At 74.8% G+C, this 18,060-nt stretch carries 12 protein-coding genes; 5 read left to right on the top strand and 7 right to left on the bottom strand.

The window, feature by feature from the left end; all coding sequences use genetic code 11:
- Window positions 1-219 precede the first annotated feature (219 nt).
- Window positions 220-645: an SDR family NAD(P)-dependent oxidoreductase gene (locus tag ACIBEC_RS16325; protein WP_360509565.1), complete on the top strand. Its 426-nt coding sequence runs from the start codon at window positions 220-222 to the stop codon at window positions 643-645.
- 2 nt (window positions 646-647) lie between these two features.
- Here the strand turns inward: ACIBEC_RS16325 and ACIBEC_RS16320 are convergent, their stop codons facing one another.
- A complete protein-coding gene (locus ACIBEC_RS16320) occupies window positions 648-1,700 on the bottom strand; it encodes a MazG family protein (protein ID WP_360509566.1) in 1,053 nt (350 codons plus the stop codon).
- A gap of 58 nt (window positions 1,701-1,758) precedes the next feature.
- Between ACIBEC_RS16320 and ACIBEC_RS16315 the strand changes: the two genes are divergently transcribed.
- Window positions 1,759-1,962, top strand: coding sequence for a hypothetical protein (locus tag ACIBEC_RS16315; protein ID WP_360509568.1), 204 nt, complete (start codon window positions 1,759-1,761; stop codon window positions 1,960-1,962).
- Between the two features lie 96 nt (window positions 1,963-2,058).
- On the opposite strand, the gene mfd is transcribed toward ACIBEC_RS16315, so the two are convergent.
- From mfd to ACIBEC_RS16290, 5 genes are all read right to left on the bottom strand, one after another.
- Window positions 2,059-5,688 carry a transcription-repair coupling factor gene (gene mfd, locus ACIBEC_RS16310; RefSeq protein ID WP_360509570.1) on the bottom strand — a complete coding sequence of 1,210 codons (3,630 nt, stop codon included), beginning with the start codon at window positions 5,686-5,688 and terminating at the stop codon, window positions 2,059-2,061.
- A 585-nt stretch (window positions 5,689-6,273) separates the two neighbouring features.
- On the bottom strand, window positions 6,274-7,722 hold the full coding sequence (locus tag ACIBEC_RS16305; protein ID WP_360509572.1) for a hypothetical protein: 1,449 nt from the start codon (window positions 7,720-7,722) through the stop codon (window positions 6,274-6,276).
- 264 nt (window positions 7,723-7,986) lie between these two features.
- Entirely contained in the window at window positions 7,987-10,827 is a 2,841-nt protein-coding gene (locus ACIBEC_RS16300) for an SUKH-4 family immunity protein (protein WP_396287950.1), read from the bottom strand.
- Window positions 10,828-10,921: 94 nt separating this feature from the next.
- Window positions 10,922-11,923, bottom strand: coding sequence for an SMI1/KNR4 family protein (locus ACIBEC_RS16295; RefSeq protein ID WP_360494187.1), 1,002 nt, complete (start codon window positions 11,921-11,923; stop codon window positions 10,922-10,924).
- Window positions 11,924-12,018: 95 nt separating this feature from the next.
- Window positions 12,019-12,222, bottom strand: a complete 204-nt coding sequence (locus ACIBEC_RS16290; protein WP_360494190.1) for a DegT/DnrJ/EryC1/StrS family aminotransferase — start codon at window positions 12,220-12,222, stop codon at window positions 12,019-12,021.
- A gap of 329 nt (window positions 12,223-12,551) precedes the next feature.
- Between ACIBEC_RS16290 and ACIBEC_RS16285 the strand changes: the two genes are divergently transcribed.
- Both ACIBEC_RS16285 and ACIBEC_RS16280 read left to right on the top strand, forming a co-directional pair.
- On the top strand, window positions 12,552-13,013 hold the full coding sequence (locus ACIBEC_RS16285; RefSeq protein WP_360494193.1) for a YwqJ-related putative deaminase: 462 nt from the start codon (window positions 12,552-12,554) through the stop codon (window positions 13,011-13,013).
- 98 nt (window positions 13,014-13,111) lie between these two features.
- Window positions 13,112-13,636, top strand: a complete 525-nt coding sequence (locus ACIBEC_RS16280; protein WP_396287953.1) for an SUKH-3 domain-containing protein — start codon at window positions 13,112-13,114, stop codon at window positions 13,634-13,636.
- 54 nt (window positions 13,637-13,690) lie between these two features.
- On the opposite strand, the gene ACIBEC_RS16275 is transcribed toward ACIBEC_RS16280, so the two are convergent.
- Window positions 13,691-14,959: a sensor histidine kinase gene (locus ACIBEC_RS16275; RefSeq protein WP_360494196.1), complete on the bottom strand. Its 1,269-nt coding sequence runs from the start codon at window positions 14,957-14,959 to the stop codon at window positions 13,691-13,693.
- A gap of 319 nt (window positions 14,960-15,278) precedes the next feature.
- Between ACIBEC_RS16275 and ppc the strand changes: the two genes are divergently transcribed.
- Window positions 15,279-18,032, top strand: a complete 2,754-nt coding sequence (gene ppc / locus ACIBEC_RS16270; RefSeq protein WP_360494803.1) for a phosphoenolpyruvate carboxylase — start codon at window positions 15,279-15,281, stop codon at window positions 18,030-18,032.
- Window positions 18,033-18,060 lie beyond the last annotated feature (28 nt).

Raw genomic sequence — 18,060 nt, 5'->3', positions numbered from 1 at the left:
GCGACCCCCGCGTCAACGGCGTGCGACGGGCGCGCCAACGCTCCGTGGACGACCCGTGGACGGTCCGTGGACAGCTCTTGGAAAGCTCTTGGCCGGACGCCGGGCGTGAGCCTGGTCACCTGAGGGGTAATCCCTGTTGCGGAGGGTCAGGACCTGCCTACGATCCTCCGCAGTACGCGTGGGCGCCGGTGCGGTGTCGCCCACAGGGAGGAGCAGACCATGCGGGTCAGCGGGTCAGTCGTCGTCATCGCGGTACTCGACGGCGGGTCGGGCGCCGGCCTCGCCCGCCGGTTCGCCGCGGCCGGCGCCGCCGGAATGCTGATCGCCGACCAGCACGTCGGCATCGCCGAGGACCTCGCCGCCGAACTCGACCGGCCGGGCTGCCCCGTCGTCGGCGTCTCCGGCGACATCCGCCGCCCCAGCGACGTCGCCGCCCTCGTCGACACCGCGGAGAAGCACCTCGGACCGATCGACCTCTTCGCCGTCGCCGGACCCGACGGCGAGCGGATCGTCTCCCTCGCCGACCTGCCCGACCACCTCGACCTGGAACGCCTCGCCGAACTCGTCGTCCTCGTCGGCGAGGCCATCGGGGAACTCGTCCCGCCGCAGCGGCGCCCGATGGAGAGCACCGCCACGGCGGCCTGAGCCTACTCCCCGTCCGGCTCCCGGTCGGGCTCTCCACCAGGCTTGAGGCCCTCGGCCGCGCGCACCGCGTCCCGGTAACCGCGCGCGGCCGAGCGCAGCGCCGCGTCCACGTCCACCCCGGCGTCGTGCGCCCGCTGCGCCACCGCGAGCAGCAGTCGGCCCGCCGACTCCGCGGTCAGCTCGGCCGGCAGCTCGTACGGCTCGTCCGGCACGGTGCGGACGCCCGCCCGGCGCACCCGGGACACCAGCTTCGCCGCGTACGCCAGCGCGGGCAGCCCGGCCGGCACACCGTCCAGCACCGACTCGCGGTCCGCCTTCTCCGCGGCCTTCAGCTGCTCCCAGTTCGCCTCCACCTCGGCGGCGCCCTCGGCCTCGACATCCCCGAACACGTGCGGATGCCGGTACATCAGCTTCTCGACGATGTCGCCCGCCACGTCGTCGACGGTGAACGGATCGGTCGGGTGCTCCTCGGCGATCCGGGAATGGAAGAACACCTGGAGCAGCACGTCACCCAGCTCCTCGCGCAGCGTCCCCCGGTCCCCCTCCTCGATCGCCTCGACCAGCTCGTACGCCTCCTCGACCAGGTACTTCACCAGACTCTCGTGCGTCTGCTCGGCGTCCCACGGGCAACCGCCCGGCGAGCGGAGCCGGTCCATCACCGTCACCAGGTCCAGCAGCCGCGCCCCCGGCAGGTCGTACGAGCCCGGCAGCACCTCGATCTCCGGCACCTCACCGGCCCGCTCCACCGCCAGCCGCGCCAGCGCGTCCGTCAGCCCCGGATCCCCGTCCGGGCTGCCCAGCCACACCGTCGCCCCGGCCCCGGCGGGCTGCCCGGTCAGCAGCCGCGCCAGCGCGGGCGCCGACCCGGCCGCCACCACCTCCACCGCCACCCCGGCCTGCCGCACCGCCGCCACCTGCGGATGCCCCTCGTCCGCCACCAGCACCCGCCCCGCCGACCGCAACGCCTCCCACGCCGGCCACGCCAGCAACCCGGGAGCCACCCGGTGGGTCGTGGTCAGCAGAATCAACTTGGCGCCGGGAACATTCGTCGTCACACCTCGAACCTACCCGCCCACCCCCACCCCCGGCGGCCCTCACCCCACCCATCGACCGGTGCTGGGGGTGGAGGGCGGAGAGGGACTGGCGGAGGCGGCGGACGGTGGGGCGGTGGGGGCCGTCGCGACGTTCGCGGTCGAGGAGGAGGGGGAGCAGCCACTGCCAGGCGTTCTGGGGGTCGCCGGTGGCGGCAAGGTGGAGGCCGATGCGTTCGCGGAGGTCGTAGGTGCGCTCCAGGTCGCCGTCGAGGCCGGATTCTGACAGCCCTGTTCACAGCCGTCGCCGCCGAGGCCCGCACACAGAACGGCGGCCCCGGGCCGAGACCCGAGACCGCCGTGAACCATCGCCCGGCAGGCGCTACTTCTTCGCCCCCGCCAGGTCGTCGAACATGGCCGACAGGAACTCGCTGCACCAGCTGAGCAGTTCCCGGCCGACCAGCGGCTTGCCGCCGATCCGCCCGGTGCTCGGTCGCGGCACCAGCAGCTGCTGGGCCGCCGCCTTGACCTGGCTGCGCGGGTAGAGCCGGTTCAGCCGCAGCTGCTGGGACTCCCGCAGCTCCACCGGCCCGAAGCGGACGTTGGAGCCCTGCAGGGTGATGTCCGAGATGCCGCACCGGCGGGCGTACAGCCGCAGCGCCGCGACCATCAGCAGGTTCTCCACCGCCTCGGGCAACTTGCCGTAGCGGTCCACCAGTTCGTCCCGGACGTGCGTGATGTCGTCCTCCGAGTTGACCGCCGCGATCGAGCGGTACGCCTGCAGCCGCAGCCGCTCGCCGGGCGCGTAGTCGTGCGGCACGTGCGCGTCGACCGGCAGCTCGATCTTCACCTCCAGCGGCTCCTCCTCCGGCTCCCCGCCGCCCGCCAGCGACTCGCGGAACTCGGCCACCGCCTCGCCGACCATCCGCATGTAGAGGTCGAAGCCGACGCCCGCGATGTGCCCGGACTGCTCGCCGCCGAGCAGGTTGCCGGCACCGCGGATCTCCAGGTCCTTCATCGCAACGTACATGCCGGCACCCATCTCGGTGTGCTGGGCGATGGTGGCCAGGCGCTCGTGCGCGGTCTCGGTGAGCGGCTTCTCCGGCGGGTACAGCATGTACGCGTAGCCGCGCTCGCGACCGCGTCCGACCCGGCCGCGCAACTGGTGCAGCTGGGAGAGGCCGAAGGTGTCGCCACGCTCGACGATCAGGGTGTTGGCGTTGGAGATGTCGATGCCGGATTCCACGATCGTGGTCGACACCAGGACGTCGAACTCCTTCTCCCAGAAGTCGACGACGACCTTCTCCAGCTGGGTCTCCCCCATCTGCCCGTGCGCGGTGGCGACCCGCGCCTCGGGCACGAGGTCCTTCAGCCGGGCGGCGGCCTTGTCGATCGACTCCACCCGGTTGTGGATGTAGAACACCTGGCCCTCGCGCAGGAGTTCACGCCGGATCGCGGCCGAGATCTGCTTCTCGTCGTACGGTCCGACGAAGGTCAGCACCGGGTGCCGCTCCTCCGGCGGGGTGGTGATGGTGGACATCTCGCGGATGCCGGTGACCGCCATCTCCAGGGTGCGCGGGATCGGGGTCGCGGACATGGTGAGCACGTCCACGTTGGCCCGCAGCTTCTTCAGCTGCTCCTTGTGCTCGACGCCGAACCGCTGCTCCTCGTCGACGATGACCAGGCCGAGGTCCTTGAACCTGGTCTCGGAGGAGAACAGCCGGTGGGTGCCGATGACGACGTCCACCGAGCCCTCGAACAGCCCTTCCAGGACGGCCTTGGCCTCGCTGTCGGTCTGGAAGCGGGACAGCGCCTTCACCGTCACCGGGAAGTTGGCGTACCGCTCGGCGAAGGTCGAGAAGTGCTGCTGCACCAGCAGCGTGGTCGGCACCAGCACTGCCACCTGCTTGCCGTCCTGCACCGCCTTGAACGCGGCCCGCACCGCGATCTCGGTCTTGCCGTACCCGACGTCGCCGCAGATCAGCCGGTCCATCGGGACGGACTTCTCCATGTCGGACTTGACCTCGGCGATGGTGGTCAGCTGGTCCGGCGTCTCCGCGTACGGGAAGGCGTCCTCCAGCTCGCGCTGCCACGGGGTGTCCGGCCCGAAGGTGTGGCCGGGGGCGGCCATCCGGGCCGAGTACAGCTTGATCAGGTCGGCGGCGATCTCCTTGACCGCCTTCTTGGCCCGCTGCTTGGTCTTCGCCCAGTCCGCGCCGCCGAGCCGGTGCAGTGTCGGGGCCTCGCCGCCGACGTACTTGGTGACCTGGTCGAGCTGGTCGGTCGGCACGAACAGCCGGTCGCCGGGGTGGCCGCGCTTGGCGGGGGCGTACTCCAGCACCAGGTACTCGCGGGTGGCGCCCTGGACGGTGCGCTGCACCATCTCGACGTACTTGCCGACGCCGTGCGCCTCGTGGACGACGTAGTCGCCGGCGGCGAGCGCCAGCGGGTCGATCGCGTTGCGGCGGCGCGAGGGCATCCGGCGCATGTCCTTGGTGGAGGACCGCTGGCCGGACAGGTCGGTCTCGGTGATGACCGTGAGCTTCAGCGCCTCGTCCACGAAGCCGTGCTCGATCGAGCCGCAGGAGACGTGGACGACGTCCCGGGTGGGCGCCTCGGCGAGGTCGGCGACCAGGCGGGCCGGGATGCCCTCGTTGCCCAGCACCTCGGCGAGCCGCGAGGCCGGCCCGTGCCCCTCGGTCACCATGACGACCCGCCAGTCGGCGGCCAGCCGCTCCTTGGCGTCGGCGATCGCGCGGGCCGTGTCGCCCCGGTAGGCCTCGACGGCGTGCATTCCGAGGGTCAGGGTGTTGGCGTCGAACTCCAGCACCTCGTTCACCGAGGACTCGCTGGTCGCGAACGGACTGACGGACCACCAGGGCAGCCCGATCTCGGCGGCGTGCTCGCGCACCTCGGCCAGCGAGCGCAGCGAGGCGGCGGAGACGTCGATCGTCTCCAGGTCGATCGGACGGTCCCCGCCCGACGCGGCCGCGACCCAGGAGGCGTGCAGGAACTCCTGGCTGGTCGCCACCAGGTCGGCGGCCCGGGTGCGGACCCGCTCGGGGTCGCAGACCACCGCGACCGAGCCGAGCGGCAGCACGTCGACCAGCAGCTCCATGTCGTCCACCAGCACCGGCGCCAGCGACTCCATGCCCTCGACCGCGATGCCCTCGGCGATCTTGTCCAGGATCTCGGCCAGCCCGGGGTGCTGCGCGGACAGCTCGGCGGCCCGCGCCCGCACCTCGTCGGTGAGCAGCAGCTCGCGACAGGGCGGCGCCCACAGGCCGTGCTCGGCGATCTCCAGAGAGCGCTGGTCGGCGACCTTGAAGTACCGGATCTCCTCGACCTCGTCGCCCCAGAACTCCACCCGCAGGGGGTGCTCCTCGGTCGGCGGGAAGACGTCCAGGATGCCGCCGCGGACGGCGAACTCGCCGCGCTTCTCGACCAGTTCGACGCGCGCGTAGGCGGCCGCGGCGAGCCGGCGGGCCACCTCCTCCAAGTCGTGCGACTCACCGCGCCGGACGGCCACCGGCTCCAGCTCGGCCAGCCCCTTGACCTGCGGCTGCAGCACCGAGCGGACCGGGGCGACGACCACCTGCACCGGCCCGGCCGCCGGATCGTCCGCCCGCGGGTGCAGGATCCGGCGCAGCACGGCCAGCCGTCGGCCGACGGTGTCCGAACGGGGCGACAGCCGCTCGTGCGGCAGCGTCTCCCAGGCCGGGAACTCGGCGACGGCGTCGGGTGGCAGCAGCGAGCGCAGCGAGGCGGCCAGGTCCTCGGCCTCCCGGCCGGTCGCGGTGACGGCGAGCACCGGACGGCCCCGCTCCCCGGCGGCCTGCCCGGCGAGCGCCCGGGCCAGCGCGGCAATGGCGAACGGCCGGGCGGCGGGCGGTCCGACCAGGTCCAGGTGGCGGCGGCCGCCGGCCGCGGCTCCGATGGCGGTGGCCGCCTCGATCGCCTCGGCGAGCGCCGCGTCCCGCGCGACGACATCGAGCAGTCCGGTCAGGCTCATCTGGGGTCTCTTCTTCGTGCCGTGGCTGGAGCTGCCCCCGGGCGGCAAGGCCCCGCCAGGGCAACGCGAACGGCCCGGCGCGCCGAGCGGCCGGGGGTCTCCAGCCTACGCCGCGGCACGGACACGCACGCGGCGTACGGCCCCGGCGGGGCCGGGCTGCAGCGAACCGCCGCCCGCACCCCCTCCACCGACCCGTCCGCGCCCCGCCCGGGCTCGGCGGGACGACCGGGACACGGCCAGGACGCGACCGGGGACGAACCACTGGACGGAACACCGGGCCGGCCCGTGGACGAACCGACCTCAGGCCCTGCCGAACCGGGCACGGCTATCCGCCACGAACTGGACATACTCCTGTCACTGCCCGTCCATGGAGATCGCGCACCATGGTGAACGTGCCCGCCGCACCCAACCGTGGGGGATGGCTGCGGTGGCACTGTCGCACCACCGATGGGGGTCGGAGGTGCGAGGCCGGGCGACCCTGGGTGGGGGCGCCCGCCCAAGCGCCGGGAACCGTGGCGCCCTTTCCTGGAGGGCGCCACGGGTCTCGGCCTACTCCGTTTCCCGCCCGTCCGCCCGACGCGGCCGTCAACGGCGTCGGTAGCTCACGGTGTTGGGGGTCGCGTAGCCGGCGCCGTCGTCCACGATGATGATCTTCGGGATGATCCGGGTCTCGTCCTCCGGCTCCCGCTCGGCACCGGCCTCCGCGGCCTTCCCGGCCGTGCCACCGTCCCGGTCGGCCGCCGCCTCGGGCGGCGAGGCGGGCTTCGGCGGGACCACCACCGGCGTGACCGGGCCGGTCACCACGGCCTCGGCGGACACCTTGGCGGCGCCCCCACCGACCACCGGCGGCCGCAGCACCGCCGTCGCCTTCTCCTTCTCCTTCTCCTCCAGCGAAGCCGGAGCCTGCGTCGGAGCCGGAGCCGCCGCCCGCGCCGGGGCGGTGACCTTCGCCGAGGCCTTCCGCAGGTTCGGCACCGGGATCTCCCCGGTGTCCGCCTCCGAGTCCACCGGTGCCGCGTCGGCGACCGCGTCCGTCGGGGCCGGAACCGAGTCCGCCGGAGCCGCAGCCTCAGCCGGGGCCGCGTCCGCAGCACCCGCCTCCGCCTCCGCCTCCGCGTCCGCAGCCGCGCCGGCCGCGACCGCCGCGGACTCGATCTGGCCGACCGCCGACCCGGTGAGCGAGGCCAGCGTGGCCTTGATGTGGTCCAGGTGCTGCTGCACCGTCTCCAGCCTGGTGTCGAACTCGCGCTGCTCGCGCTCGCTCGCTGCGTTGGTCTTCTCGGCCTCCCGGCGGGCCTGCTCGATCAGTTGGTCGGCCTTGGCCTGGGCGTCCGTCTCCAGCTGCTTGATCTGGTTCAGCACGGTCTCCCGGTGCTGCTCGGCCTCCTTGACCCGGCGCTCGGCGGTGGCGGAGACCTCGGCCTCCTCGGCGTCGGCCTTGGCCTGGGCCATGGCGAAGGTCTCGTCGGCCTTGCGGCGCCGGGTGGCCAGCTCGGCCTCGGCCTGCTCGCTGGCCTCGGCGGCGGCGACCCGCACCTTGGCGGCGTAGGCGGTGGCGGCGTCCTGGGCGGCCCGGCTCTCCCGGTCGGCGTCGGCCCGGAGGCTCTCGGCCTCGGCGCGGGTGCGCTCGTCGGTGCGGCGGGCGGCCGCGTCGGCCTCGGCACGGGTGGTGGTGGCGTACTCCTTGGCCTCCCGTTCGAGCCTCTGCCCGGCCTCGTAGACCTCGTCCCGCAGGTCCTCGGCGAAGCGCTCGGCCTTGTCGCGGACGGCGCGCGCCTCGTTGCCGGCCATCACGGCCAAGCCGGCGGCCTGCTCGCTGAGCACCTGGTAGTCGGGTTCCGGGGCGTCCTCGGCGGCCCGGCGGACGTCTTCCAGCCGGGCCTCCATCTGCCGGATCCCGGCTCCCAGGACACTGAGTCGTTCCCAGGCCTCGTCGCGTTGGGCCGTGAGCGCGGCGAGCGTTCGCTCGACCTGCTCGGGCGCGTAGCCGCGCCGGGCCTGGGTGAAGCCGTACTGGGGGACGGCGTCGCTCATGGGCTCTTCCCCTCGTTCGCGGGCTGCGGAGCCCATGATCGGACGGAACGACCGGATCCGGAACCGGTTCGAAGCCCGGGGCCGGATTCGGTCGTCGTGCGGACCGTAATGCGTCGAGGACGGACGTCTAGACCCATCCTCTTGACCTATTTTGCGCAGATCTGGGCGAAACCCCAACGAGGCACAGCCATGACGGCACGCCGGAGGGGCCGTCCCGGCCCCCGGAACGACCCCTCCCCACCTGCGAGGATCCGCGACGGTCCGCTACAGCAGACCGTCCCAGAACTGCTCCAGCAGCACGGCCCACCAGGTGTCCGCGTTCTGCAGGGCCGCCGGGTCGATCGCGGCTAGCTGAGCCTGGAAGTCGGTCGTCCAGCGACCGGCCTGGTCCGGTGTCAGCCCGTACCGCAGCCGCCACATCCGGCCCAGCAGGGCCAGCGCGCGGACGAACTCCGGTACACCGGTGTTGACGAACCGGGGCGGCTGGCCGGTTCCATCGACGTCCACCGCGACCACGTTCGCGGTGCCGTACTGGACGCAGAGCTGGCGGCCGTAGTCGTTGCCGAGCACCAGGTAGCCGCCGAAGTCCGGGCCGCTGGACAGGCCGCGCTCGGCGGCCAGCTCGGCGAGCGTCGGGATCGGGCGGCCCTCCTGTGCCTGCGCCCAGAAGAACGGCCCGAAGTCGCGCGGCAGCCCGGCCCACATCAGGGTCTGGGACACCGGCTCGGGCACGCCTTGCCGGGAGACGGCGCGCTGCTCGTAGCGGAACAGGTTCTGCCCGAAGGCCGCGCCGACCTCCTGGGCCAGCTGCTGCGGCGGGAGCGGCGGCAGCGCCTGGACCGTGCCGGGCGCGGGCGGCGGCACCCGGAACGGGCGGACCCGCTGGGCGCCGGAGGCAAGCTGGTGCAGCTCGTCCAGGTGGTCGAGCAGCTCGGCCATCCCAGCCTGCCGGGAGGCGTGGTCGCGGCCGTACGGGGCGGTGTGGGTGAGCCGGACGTTCGGCCAGGACGAGGCGATCATGCGGTTGCAGTAGCCGCCCGGCAGGTCGCAGGACTCCAGCTCGGTGTAGAGCTCCAGCACCTGCTCCGGCGGCACGTTGAGCCGCCGCAGGTCCTGAAGGATCTTCCACTCCGGGTGCGGGGTACCGGGCTCGCTGCGGTGCAGCAGCTTCTGCTCCGAGCCGTCCGGGCCCCGGTAGCTGAGCGCGGCGAAGTAGCCGGGGCCGACCGCGGGCACGCCGGGGGGCACCGGCGCGGCCTGCGGCGCGCCGGTCACCGGCGCCGGGGGGACGACCCCGGCGGCGCCGCCCGCGTTCGGGTAGCCGTAGCCGGCCGCGGGCGCGGCGGCCGGGGTCGGCGCGCCCGGCGGCGGGACGGCGGGACCGCCGGACGGCGGGGTGCCCGGGTCCGCCGGGGCGCCGCCCAGCAGCGCCGGGTCGATCGCGCTCGCCAGCTGGGTCGCCTCGTACGCCACCCCGGCCGAGGGCGTGCCGCCGGCCGGGGTGCCCTGCGGCGCCGGGGCGCCGCCGCGCAGGCCCGCCGGCGGCGGAGGCGGCGGGGTCGAAGCGGCCGCCCGGCCGCCCGGGGCGCCGCCAGGCGTGCCGGAGCCCGAGGTGTGCTTCAGCCCGGCGGGCGGGGGCGGCGGCGGGGTCGAGGCGCCACCGCGGCCCAGCCCGCCGGGGGCGGCGCCCGCACCGGGCGAACCGGCGGGGCCGCCGCGCAGCGCGGCCGGCGGGGGCGGCGGCGGGGCCGAGGCCGGGGCACGGCCGAGTCCGCCCTGCGGCGCGCCGCCGGTGGGCGTGCCGGCGGCCGGGGTGCCGGGGGCGCCGGGCAGGCCGGACAGCCCGCCGGGCGAGGCCAGCATGGTCGGTGCCTGCTCCACCGGCGCACCGGGCGGCACCGGCGCACCGGGCGGGGTCGGGGCGCCGGGCGGGGTCGCCGGGGCACCGGGCAGACCGCCGAGGCCGGGCACTCCGCCGGGCGGGGCGAGCATCGTCGGCGCGTGCTCCACCGGCGCACCGGGCGGTGTCGCCGGGGCACCGGGCAGGCCCATCAGCCCGGGCATGGCGTCCGGCGGCGCGAGCAGCGTGGGCGCCGGCTCGGCCGCCGGGGCGGGTGCGGGTGCCTGGGCCGGGGGCTGGGCCGTCGGCGGCTGCGCGGCGGGCGGCGGGACCGGCGGCATGCCGTAGCCACCGCTCGCCGGCGGCATCAGCATGGTCGCGGCCTCGGCGCCGGCCGGCGCCGGCGTGTCGGGCAGGTCCGAGCCGGTGGTCCGCAGGCCGTCGGGCATCAGGACGGTCGCCGCCTCGGCGCCGACCGGCGGCGCGGGCGGCCCGGCGGGCGGCCCGACAGGCGGCCCGACAGGCGGCCCGACAGGCGCAGCGGTCGGCGCGACGGCCTGCGGCTGCGGCGCGACGGGCGGCTCGCCGAAGTCCGGCGGCGGGGCGAGCATGGTCGGCGCGTCCCCGGCGGGCCGGTCGGAGACCGGCGGCTCGGTCAGTACGGCGGCCACCGGCGGCGCCGTCGGAGCGGGCCACTCCTCGGGGGGCAGGGCGCCCGGAACCGGGGCCCCGGCAGGAGCGGGCCCGGGAGCCGGGGAGGGCGCGGGGGCAGGCTGAGCAGTCGGCGCGGGCGCGGGAGCCGAACCGGCCCCCAGCCGCTCCGCCTCCGCCGCGATCGCCGCGGCCCCCGCCTCCTGCAGCCACTGCGGCGGGCTGAGCAGGAAGGACGTCGCCTCCACCGGCCCGGGCGCGGGCTTCGCCGCTCCGGCCGGGTTGGCCGCGATCGGCCGCCCGTAGACCTCCTCGTACTGCCGGACCACCTCGTTGACGGGCAGCGCGGGCCAGAGCGTGCTGGCGCCGGAGTCCCGGGCGATCACCAGCCGCGCCTCACCCGAGCCCGAGCCACCGGCACCGCTCGCACCGGTGCCGGTGCCGGTGCCGGAGCCGTCCGGGCCCGCGGTCCCGTCCCCGTCGCCGGGCGGCATCGCCCAGCAGACGAAGCCCAGGTCGAACTCCCGGACCCGCACCTCGCGCTGCTGCGAGTGCGGCACCCCGCCGTTGATCCACTCCTCGGCGAGCTCCTGCGCCTGCGCGTACGTCACCACGCCCGGTTCACCCCTGTCCGCATCCTCGTCGTCCCCCGTTCCACCAGCACCGCCGCAACCACCGCGACCACCTCGCCCACCGCGACCCCGTGCATCAGCCCACCGGGACGGCCCGGGCGAACCCGCCGTCCACCATCAGCTCCGCGACGGTCTCCAGCTCCGGCGGGCTGCCCGCCAACCGCAGCAGGAAGGCGTCGAAGTCCTCGCCGCAGGGCAGCAGCAGCCGGGCGCAGCGGTCCTCCGGGGCCTCCGGGCCACCGGAGTCGCGGGCGTCGTCGTACAGCTGGAACCAGACCGAACCGGTCCGCTCGCCGCGCACCTTGAGCGCGAGGAGGCCGCCCTGCGCGTAGGCGATGCCCAGGTAGTCCTTGGTGAGGTGGTCGCGCAGGCACTTGTTGGCGTACACGACGTCCTCGGTGCCGTACTCCTCGGTGAGCGTCAGGAACGGCTGGTCGAGCAGCAGGCCGAGGTCGGTGTCCAGCGCCACCCCGACCGGGGCGCGGCCGCCGCCCAGCTTGAGGAAGGTGCGGTAGGCGCCGGGCAGCCGGTAGCCGAGGCGTTCCTCGGCGCGCTGCACCAGGTCCTCGTGGACGCCGATCGGGTCGCCGCCGTCCTTGGCCAGCGAGAAGTGGACGGGCCGGCGCTCCTGCAGCGGGCGGGTGCCGCGGCGGGTGTGGTCGGCGGCGGAGGTGGCGAGGCCGCCGTGGTGCCGCATCAGGGCCTTGACCTCGACCGGGACGAGCTCCATCCGGCGCCAGCCGGGGGCGGCGCGGCCGACCGCGTGGTGCCAGGTCCAGCCGGGCGGGGTGGCCACGGCGGTCTCCAGGTCGGCCCAGAGCGGGTGGCCCTGGGTGTAGAGCGCGGCGTTGGCCGAGACGTAGTCGGTCAGCCGCAGTTCGTCCACGCCGAAGCCCTCCGGCGGGTCGGCGACCTCGGCCGCGGCGGCGGCGTACGGGCCGAAGTCCGGGTAGCCGTACTCGTCCACGCTGACCCCGGCGGGGTGCCGCTCGGCACGGACCGGATCCGGGAACTGCACCACCTGACCTGCGTACGCCGCGTTCGGTGCGGCGGCGACGCCGGGCCGACCTGTCGTCATCTGGGAGCCCCCACTGGCTGCAAATTCGGTGCTTGCTGGGCACCAGCCTAGGGGGTCCCCTCAAGGCCCGGCCCCCCGCCTTTGGAGAACCCCCGTCATCGTGGACCGGCTCGGCGCCGCCCGGTCGGCGCCCACGTCGGCGCCCGCGCCACCCGCTCCTGCCGCGCCTCGGTGAGGTGCGGGTGCGGCGGCAGGCCGAGCAGTTCGCGGGCGGCCCGTTCGGCGCCCGGGAACGATCCGGCCCGGTGGCCGAGGTGACGGAACGCGGGCTGCGGGTGGACCGGCACGGGGTGGCGCACCCGGCGACGTGCAGGCCTCAACGTCCGGCGCGGGCAGCGGAGTCGGCCCCGCCGGCGGCTGCCCGGGCGGCCGGCCGCATCCCCCCGGCCGGCTGCCGGAACGGTACCGGGCGCCGCCCCGGCCCGGGGGTGTTTTCGGTAAATCAGCGGATATGTCGTGACGACGGGGTGCGCGTGCGGCCAGCATCGGGTGACCGTCCGTCCGGTCCGCCCCGGTATCCGGCACCGCCGCACCCCGGTTGTACGGATGTCGGTGTCGTTTGACAGGCTTGCCCAGGACCGGCCGGGCCACTCCGGCGGACGCCGGGCAACGAGGAGGAGGACGACGGATGACCACCGGTGAGCCGGCGGACCCGCCCGTGCTGCGCCACCACCGCGACAGCCTGCTGCCCGCCGTCGCCGCCGCGCTGTCGCTGAAGGCCGGCGAGGTGCACACCCTGGCGGGCGGCAAGGACGACCGCCGCCCGGTCCTGCACCACCTGGTCACCGGCTTCCTGGACACCCTGCCGCTGGAGGCCCGCGAGCGGTTCACCGGCCGCTGCCCGGAGGCCGTCCTGCTCTCCCGGTACCTGACCGCGGTCGACGGCCGGCGCTCCAAGCGCGCGGCCCGCAAGCCGATGAGCCTGCCCGAGGCCCGCAAGGCGCTCAAGGGCGCCCGGATGACGACCGTCCGGATCCGCGAGGAAGGCGATCCGGCGCACGGCACCCACGCCCCGCCGTGCCGCTCCTGCGCCCCCATGCTCGAGCACTTCACCGTGCAGAGCGTCGCCGTCGGGCCGCCCGCGCACTGACCGGCCGAGCGCCGCCCCGGTCCGTCCCCTGTCCCCGTCCCCGAACCCCGGAGTCCGCCCTGAACCCGCCCAGCCCACCCCCGCCCCCGCCGGCCACCCTGTCCACCCCCGGCGGCGCCGCCACCGGCACCATCGGGCGCACCCGCCCGCGCTTTCCCGCCGATGTCGCCGCCGAGCTCAAGGCGGTCGGCTGGCACCCCGGCCGCTGGCAGATCCAGCAGGCCGAGGAGTGGGCCGACGCCCTGGTCGGGTTCGGCGCGCCGACCGGCGCGGGGCACTCGGTGTTCCCGGCGGCGGTGGAGGCCTGGGCCGAGTTCGGCGGCCTCGCCTTCGACCTGTCCGGCCCGGGCCGCCAGCTGGCCCGCACCCCGTTCCTGATCGACCCGCTGTGCGGCCTGCACCAGCCGCGCACCCTGCTCGACCTCGGCCGGGCGCTGGGCACCCAGGTCGCGCCGCTCGGCGAGGAGGCGTACGGGCAGGCGCTGCTGGCCGTCGACGAGGAGGGCCGGGTCTACAGCCTGGACCACACCGGCGAGTGGTTCCTCGGCCACGGCATCGACCAGGCGATCACCGCCCTGGTGCTGGGCACCTCCCCGGAACGGCTGCGCACCGCGGACGAGTGAGCCCCGCACCCGCGAACGGCAGGCAGCTGACGGCGGAGAGCTGACGGCCGGCCGCTACCCCAGCCGCTCGGCCCGCACCGCCAGCCGGGACGGCAGCACCGCCTCGACCCGGAACCCGCCGTCCGCCTCCGGCCCGGACGAGAAGGTGCCGCCCAGCGCGATCACCCGCTCCCGCATCCCGACCAGCCCGTTGCCGCCGCTGGGCAGCTGGGCCGCGGCCCGCTCGCCGCCCGGGCAGGCGTTCACCACGCTCACCCGTACCCCGTTCGGCGCGTACGCCAGCAGGACGGACACCTGCGCGCCGCCCGCGTGCTTGTGCGCGTTGGTCAGCCCCTCCTGGACGACCCGGTAGGCGGTCTGCTCGGCCTCGGCGGTGAACTCCTGCCGGCTGCCGCTGACCGTCAGGGTCACCGCCATCCCGGCCGCCCGGGACTGGTCCACCAGCCGCGGCAGCCCGACCAGCGTGTCCGACTCCGGCGGCCGCTCGTCGTCCATCCGCAGCACGCCGAGGATCTCGCGCAGCTCGTTCAGCGCCTGCCGACCCACCTCGCCCATCAGTTTGGCGCTCTGCGCGGCCTTCTCCGGGTCCTTGGCGGCGATGCGTTCCAGTGCCCCGGCGTGCACCACCATCAGCGACACCCGGTGCGCCACCACGTCGTGCATCTCCCGGGCGATCCGGGTGCGCTCCTCCAGCCGGGCCCGGCGGGCGCGCTCCTGCGCCTGCTCGGCCAGCAGGTCCAGCTCGGTCTCCAGGCCGTGCGCACGGTCCTTGAGCGACTCGATCAGCCGCCGCCGGGCGCCCACGTACAGGCCGGTCACCACCGGGGGGACGGTCAGCCCGACCGCCACCAGCACCGCTATCAGGACCTGGCCCCACAGCGGCGGCTGCTCCACCGTCGGGTCGTCGGGGGTCAGCATCGACACCATCATCACGGCGACCGCCTCGGCGAAGGCCAGCCCCGACAGCGCCACCACCCGCCAGCGCCGCGAGGGCCACTCCCAGGTCTCCGCCAGCGTGTACAGCGCCACCACCAGCAGCAGCACGCCGAGCATTCCGGGCATCGCGACCAGGGTGACCAGCACCGGGACGGCCGGCCAGCGCCGGCGCAGCACCAGCGAGCCGCCGGCCAGCGTGCCGAGCAGCGCGATCCCCACCGTGGCCGTGGTGGTCAGGTGCACCCGGGCGGACACGAAGCCGATCGTGCTGACCGCGCACTCCAGCGCGGCGAGCAGGGCCAGGCCGATGTCCAGGAAGGCGCTGCGCGGCCGCTTCCACCACCAGAACGACCGGTCCTGCGCGCGCTCCCCAGGCGACTTGCTCATGCCCGACAGACTATGCGGCAACCCCCACCCCTCCCCACCGGGATTGTCCGGCACACCTCCCGGCTCCGCCAAGTGGTCCAGACCACAGCTCCTTTTCGGCAGCACTGTCCGCCATCCGGCCACCTCGCGGACACCACACGCCCCGACACCTATGCTGGTCGCGTCGGACAGCGCGGTCCGCACGCGTCACAACCGCCACACGCGTGTGGACCTGTGACGATGAGCCGTTGCCGAACCCCACCACCACAGGGAGCCAGCCGTGACCGCTCCGGTCCCCAACCCGGCGGACAGCCCCACCCCCGGCGTCGCAGCCGGCGCGATCGCCGATAACTCCGCCCTGCGGGCGGACATCCGCCGCCTCGGCGACCTGCTCGGCGAGACGCTGGTCCGCCAGGAGGGTCCCCAGCTGCTGGGCCTGGTCGAACAGGTCCGCCTGCTCAGCCGCACCGACGGCGAGGCCACCGCCGAACTCCTCTCCGACATCGACCTGGACACCGCCGCCAAGCTGGTCCGGGCGTTCTCCACCTACTTCCACCTCGCCAACGTCACCGAGCAGGTGCACCGCGGCCGCGAGTTCGCCACCCGCCGCGCCCGGGAGGGCTCGCTGCTCGCGCAGACCGCCGACCAGCTCGCCGAGGCCGACCCCAAGCACCTCGAGGACACCCTGGCCCACCTCGCGGTCCGCCCGGTCTTCACCGCGCACCCCACCGAGGCCGCCCGCCGCAGCGTCCTCAACAAGCTGCGCCGGATCGGCGAACTCCTCGACCGCATCCACCGCGAGGAGGTCGCCTCCGGCCTCGTCGCCGCCGGCCCGGCCCGCACCAGCAGCGCCAAGCGCTCCGCCGACCGCCGCCTCGCCGAGGTCATCGACCTGCTCTGGCAGACCGACGAGCTGCGCATCGCCCGTCCCGAGCCCACCGACGAGGCCCGCAACGCCGTCTACTACCTGGACGAGCTCTACCGCGAGGCCGTCCCCGAGGTCCTCGAGGAGCTGCAGGAGGAGCTCGCCCGGGTCGGCCTCAACCTGCCCGACGGCGTCCGCCCGCTCACCTTCGGCACCTGGATCGGCGGCGACCGCGACGGCAACCCCAACGTCACCCCGCAGGTCACCTGGGACGTCCTCAACCTCCAGCACGAGTACGGCATCAAGGACGCCCTGGCCGCCATCGACGAGCTGCGCAACACGCTCTCCACCTCCGAGCGGCTGGCCGGCGCCTCGGTCGAACTGCTCGCCTCGCTCAACACCGACCTGCACCTGCTCCCCGAACTCAGCCCGCGCTACAAGCGGATGAACGCCGAGGAGCCCTACCGCCTCAAGGCCACCTGCATCCGACTCAAGCTGGAGAACACCCGCGAGCGCCTGGCCGGCGGCACCCCGCACATCGCGGGCCGCGACTACCTCGGCACCCGCGAACTCGTCGCCGACCTGCGGCTGATCCAGAGCTCGCTGCGCGCCCACCGCGGCGAGCTCATCGCCGACGGCCGCCTCGCCCGCGCCATCCGCACCATCGAGGCCTTCGGCCTCCAACTCGCCACCATGGACGTGCGCGAGCACGCCGAGGCCCACCACCACGCCCTCGGCCAGCTCTTCGACCGCCTCGGCGAGGAGGCCTGGCGCTACGCCGACATGCCCCGCGAGTACCGGCAGAAGCTGCTCGCCAAGGAGCTCCGCTCGCGCCGCCCGCTCGCCCCCACCCCGGCCCCGCTGGACGAGGCCGGCACCAAGACGCTCGGCGTCTTCAACACCATCCGCGAGGGCTTCGAGCGCTTCGGCGACGAGATCGTCGAGAGCTACATCATCTCGATGTGCCAGGGCGCCGACGACGTCTTCGCCGCCACCGTGCTGGCCCGCGAGGCCGGCCTGATCGACCTGCACTCCGGCATCGCCAAGATCGGCATCGTGCCGCTGCTGGAGACCACCGACGAACTCCAGCAGGCCGACCGCATCCTCGACGAGATGCTCTCCGACCCCTCCTACCGGCTGCTCGTCTCGCTGCGCGGCGACATCCAGGAGGTCATGCTCGGCTACTCGGACTCCTCCAAGTTCGGCGGCATCACCACCTCCCAGTGGGAGATCCACCGCGCCCAGCGCCGCCTGCGCGACGTCGCCCACCGCTACGGCATCCGGCTGCGCCTCTTCCACGGCCGCGGCGGCACCGTCGGCCGCGGCGGCGGCCCCTCGCACGAGGCCATCCTGGCCCAGCCCTGGGGCACCCTGGAAGGCGAGATCAAGGTCACCGAGCAGGGCGAGGTCATCTCCGACAAGTACCTGCTCCCCTCCCTCGCCCGGGAGAACCTGGAGCTGACCATCTCCGCCACCCTCTCCGCCTCCGCGCTGCACACCGCACCGCGCCAGGCCCCCGAGGAGCTGGCCCGCTGGGACGCCGCGATGGACCGGGTCTCCGAGGCCGCCCACACCGCCTACCGCGCCCTGGTCGAGCAGGAGGACCTGCCGAAGTACTTCTTCGCCTCCACCCCGGTCGACCAGCTCGCCTCGCTGCACCTGGGCTCCCGCCCGTCCCGCCGCCCCGACTCAGGCGCGGGCCTGGACGGCCTGCGGGCCATCCCGTGGGTCTTCGGCTGGACCCAGTCCCGCCAGATCGTCCCCGGCTGGTACGGCGTCGGCTCCGGCCTCGCCGCCGCCCGCGCGGCCGGCCTGGGCCACGTGCTGGACGAGATGAACAGCGAGTGGCACTTCTTCCGCAACTTCCTGTCCAACGTCGCGATGACGCTGGCCAAGACCGACCTGCGGATCGCCCGCCACTACGTCGAGCAGCTGGTGCCCGGCGAACTGCGCCACGTCTTCGACCAGATCAAGGCCGAGCACGCCCTCACCCTGCGCGAGGTGCTCCGGCTCACCGGCGAGAGCGAACTGCTGGAGCACAACCCGGTGCTGAAGCAGACCTTCGCCGTCCGCGACGCCTACCTCGACCCGATCTCCTACCTCCAGGTGGCGCTGCTGCGCCGCCAGCGCGAGGAGACCGACGCCGGACGCCGCGACGACCCGCTGCGCGCCCGCGCGCTGCTGCTGACCGTCAACGGCATCGCCGCCGGCCTGCGCAACACCGGCTGAGCCGGGAACCGCGAGGGGCCGGTGCCTC

The sequence above is a fragment of the Kitasatospora sp. NPDC051164 genome (assembly GCF_044455625.1).
Lineage (GTDB): Bacteria > Actinomycetota > Actinomycetes > Streptomycetales > Streptomycetaceae > Kitasatospora.
The sequence above is the reverse complement of the archived record's forward strand: the minus strand, read 5'-3'. Positions and strand labels throughout refer to the sequence as shown.

What these genes read in the sequence shown, in the direction of transcription:
- ACIBEC_RS16275 (WP_360494196.1), bottom strand. Translation starts at nt 14,959, where the DNA reads ATGAGCAAGTCGCCTGGGGAGCGCGCGCAGGACCGGTCGTTCTGGTGG.
- ACIBEC_RS16325 (WP_360509565.1), top strand. Translation starts at nt 220, where the DNA reads ATGCGGGTCAGCGGGTCAGTCGTCGTCATCGCGGTACTCGACGGCGGG.
- mfd (WP_360509570.1), bottom strand. Translation starts at nt 5,688, where the DNA reads ATGAGCCTGACCGGACTGCTCGATGTCGTCGCGCGGGACGCGGCGCTC.
- ACIBEC_RS16295 (WP_360494187.1), bottom strand. Translation starts at nt 11,923, where the DNA reads ATGACGACAGGTCGGCCCGGCGTCGCCGCCGCACCGAACGCGGCGTAC.
- ACIBEC_RS16285 (WP_360494193.1), top strand. Translation starts at nt 12,552, where the DNA reads ATGACCACCGGTGAGCCGGCGGACCCGCCCGTGCTGCGCCACCACCGC.
- ACIBEC_RS16305 (WP_360509572.1), bottom strand. Translation starts at nt 7,722, where the DNA reads ATGAGCGACGCCGTCCCCCAGTACGGCTTCACCCAGGCCCGGCGCGGC.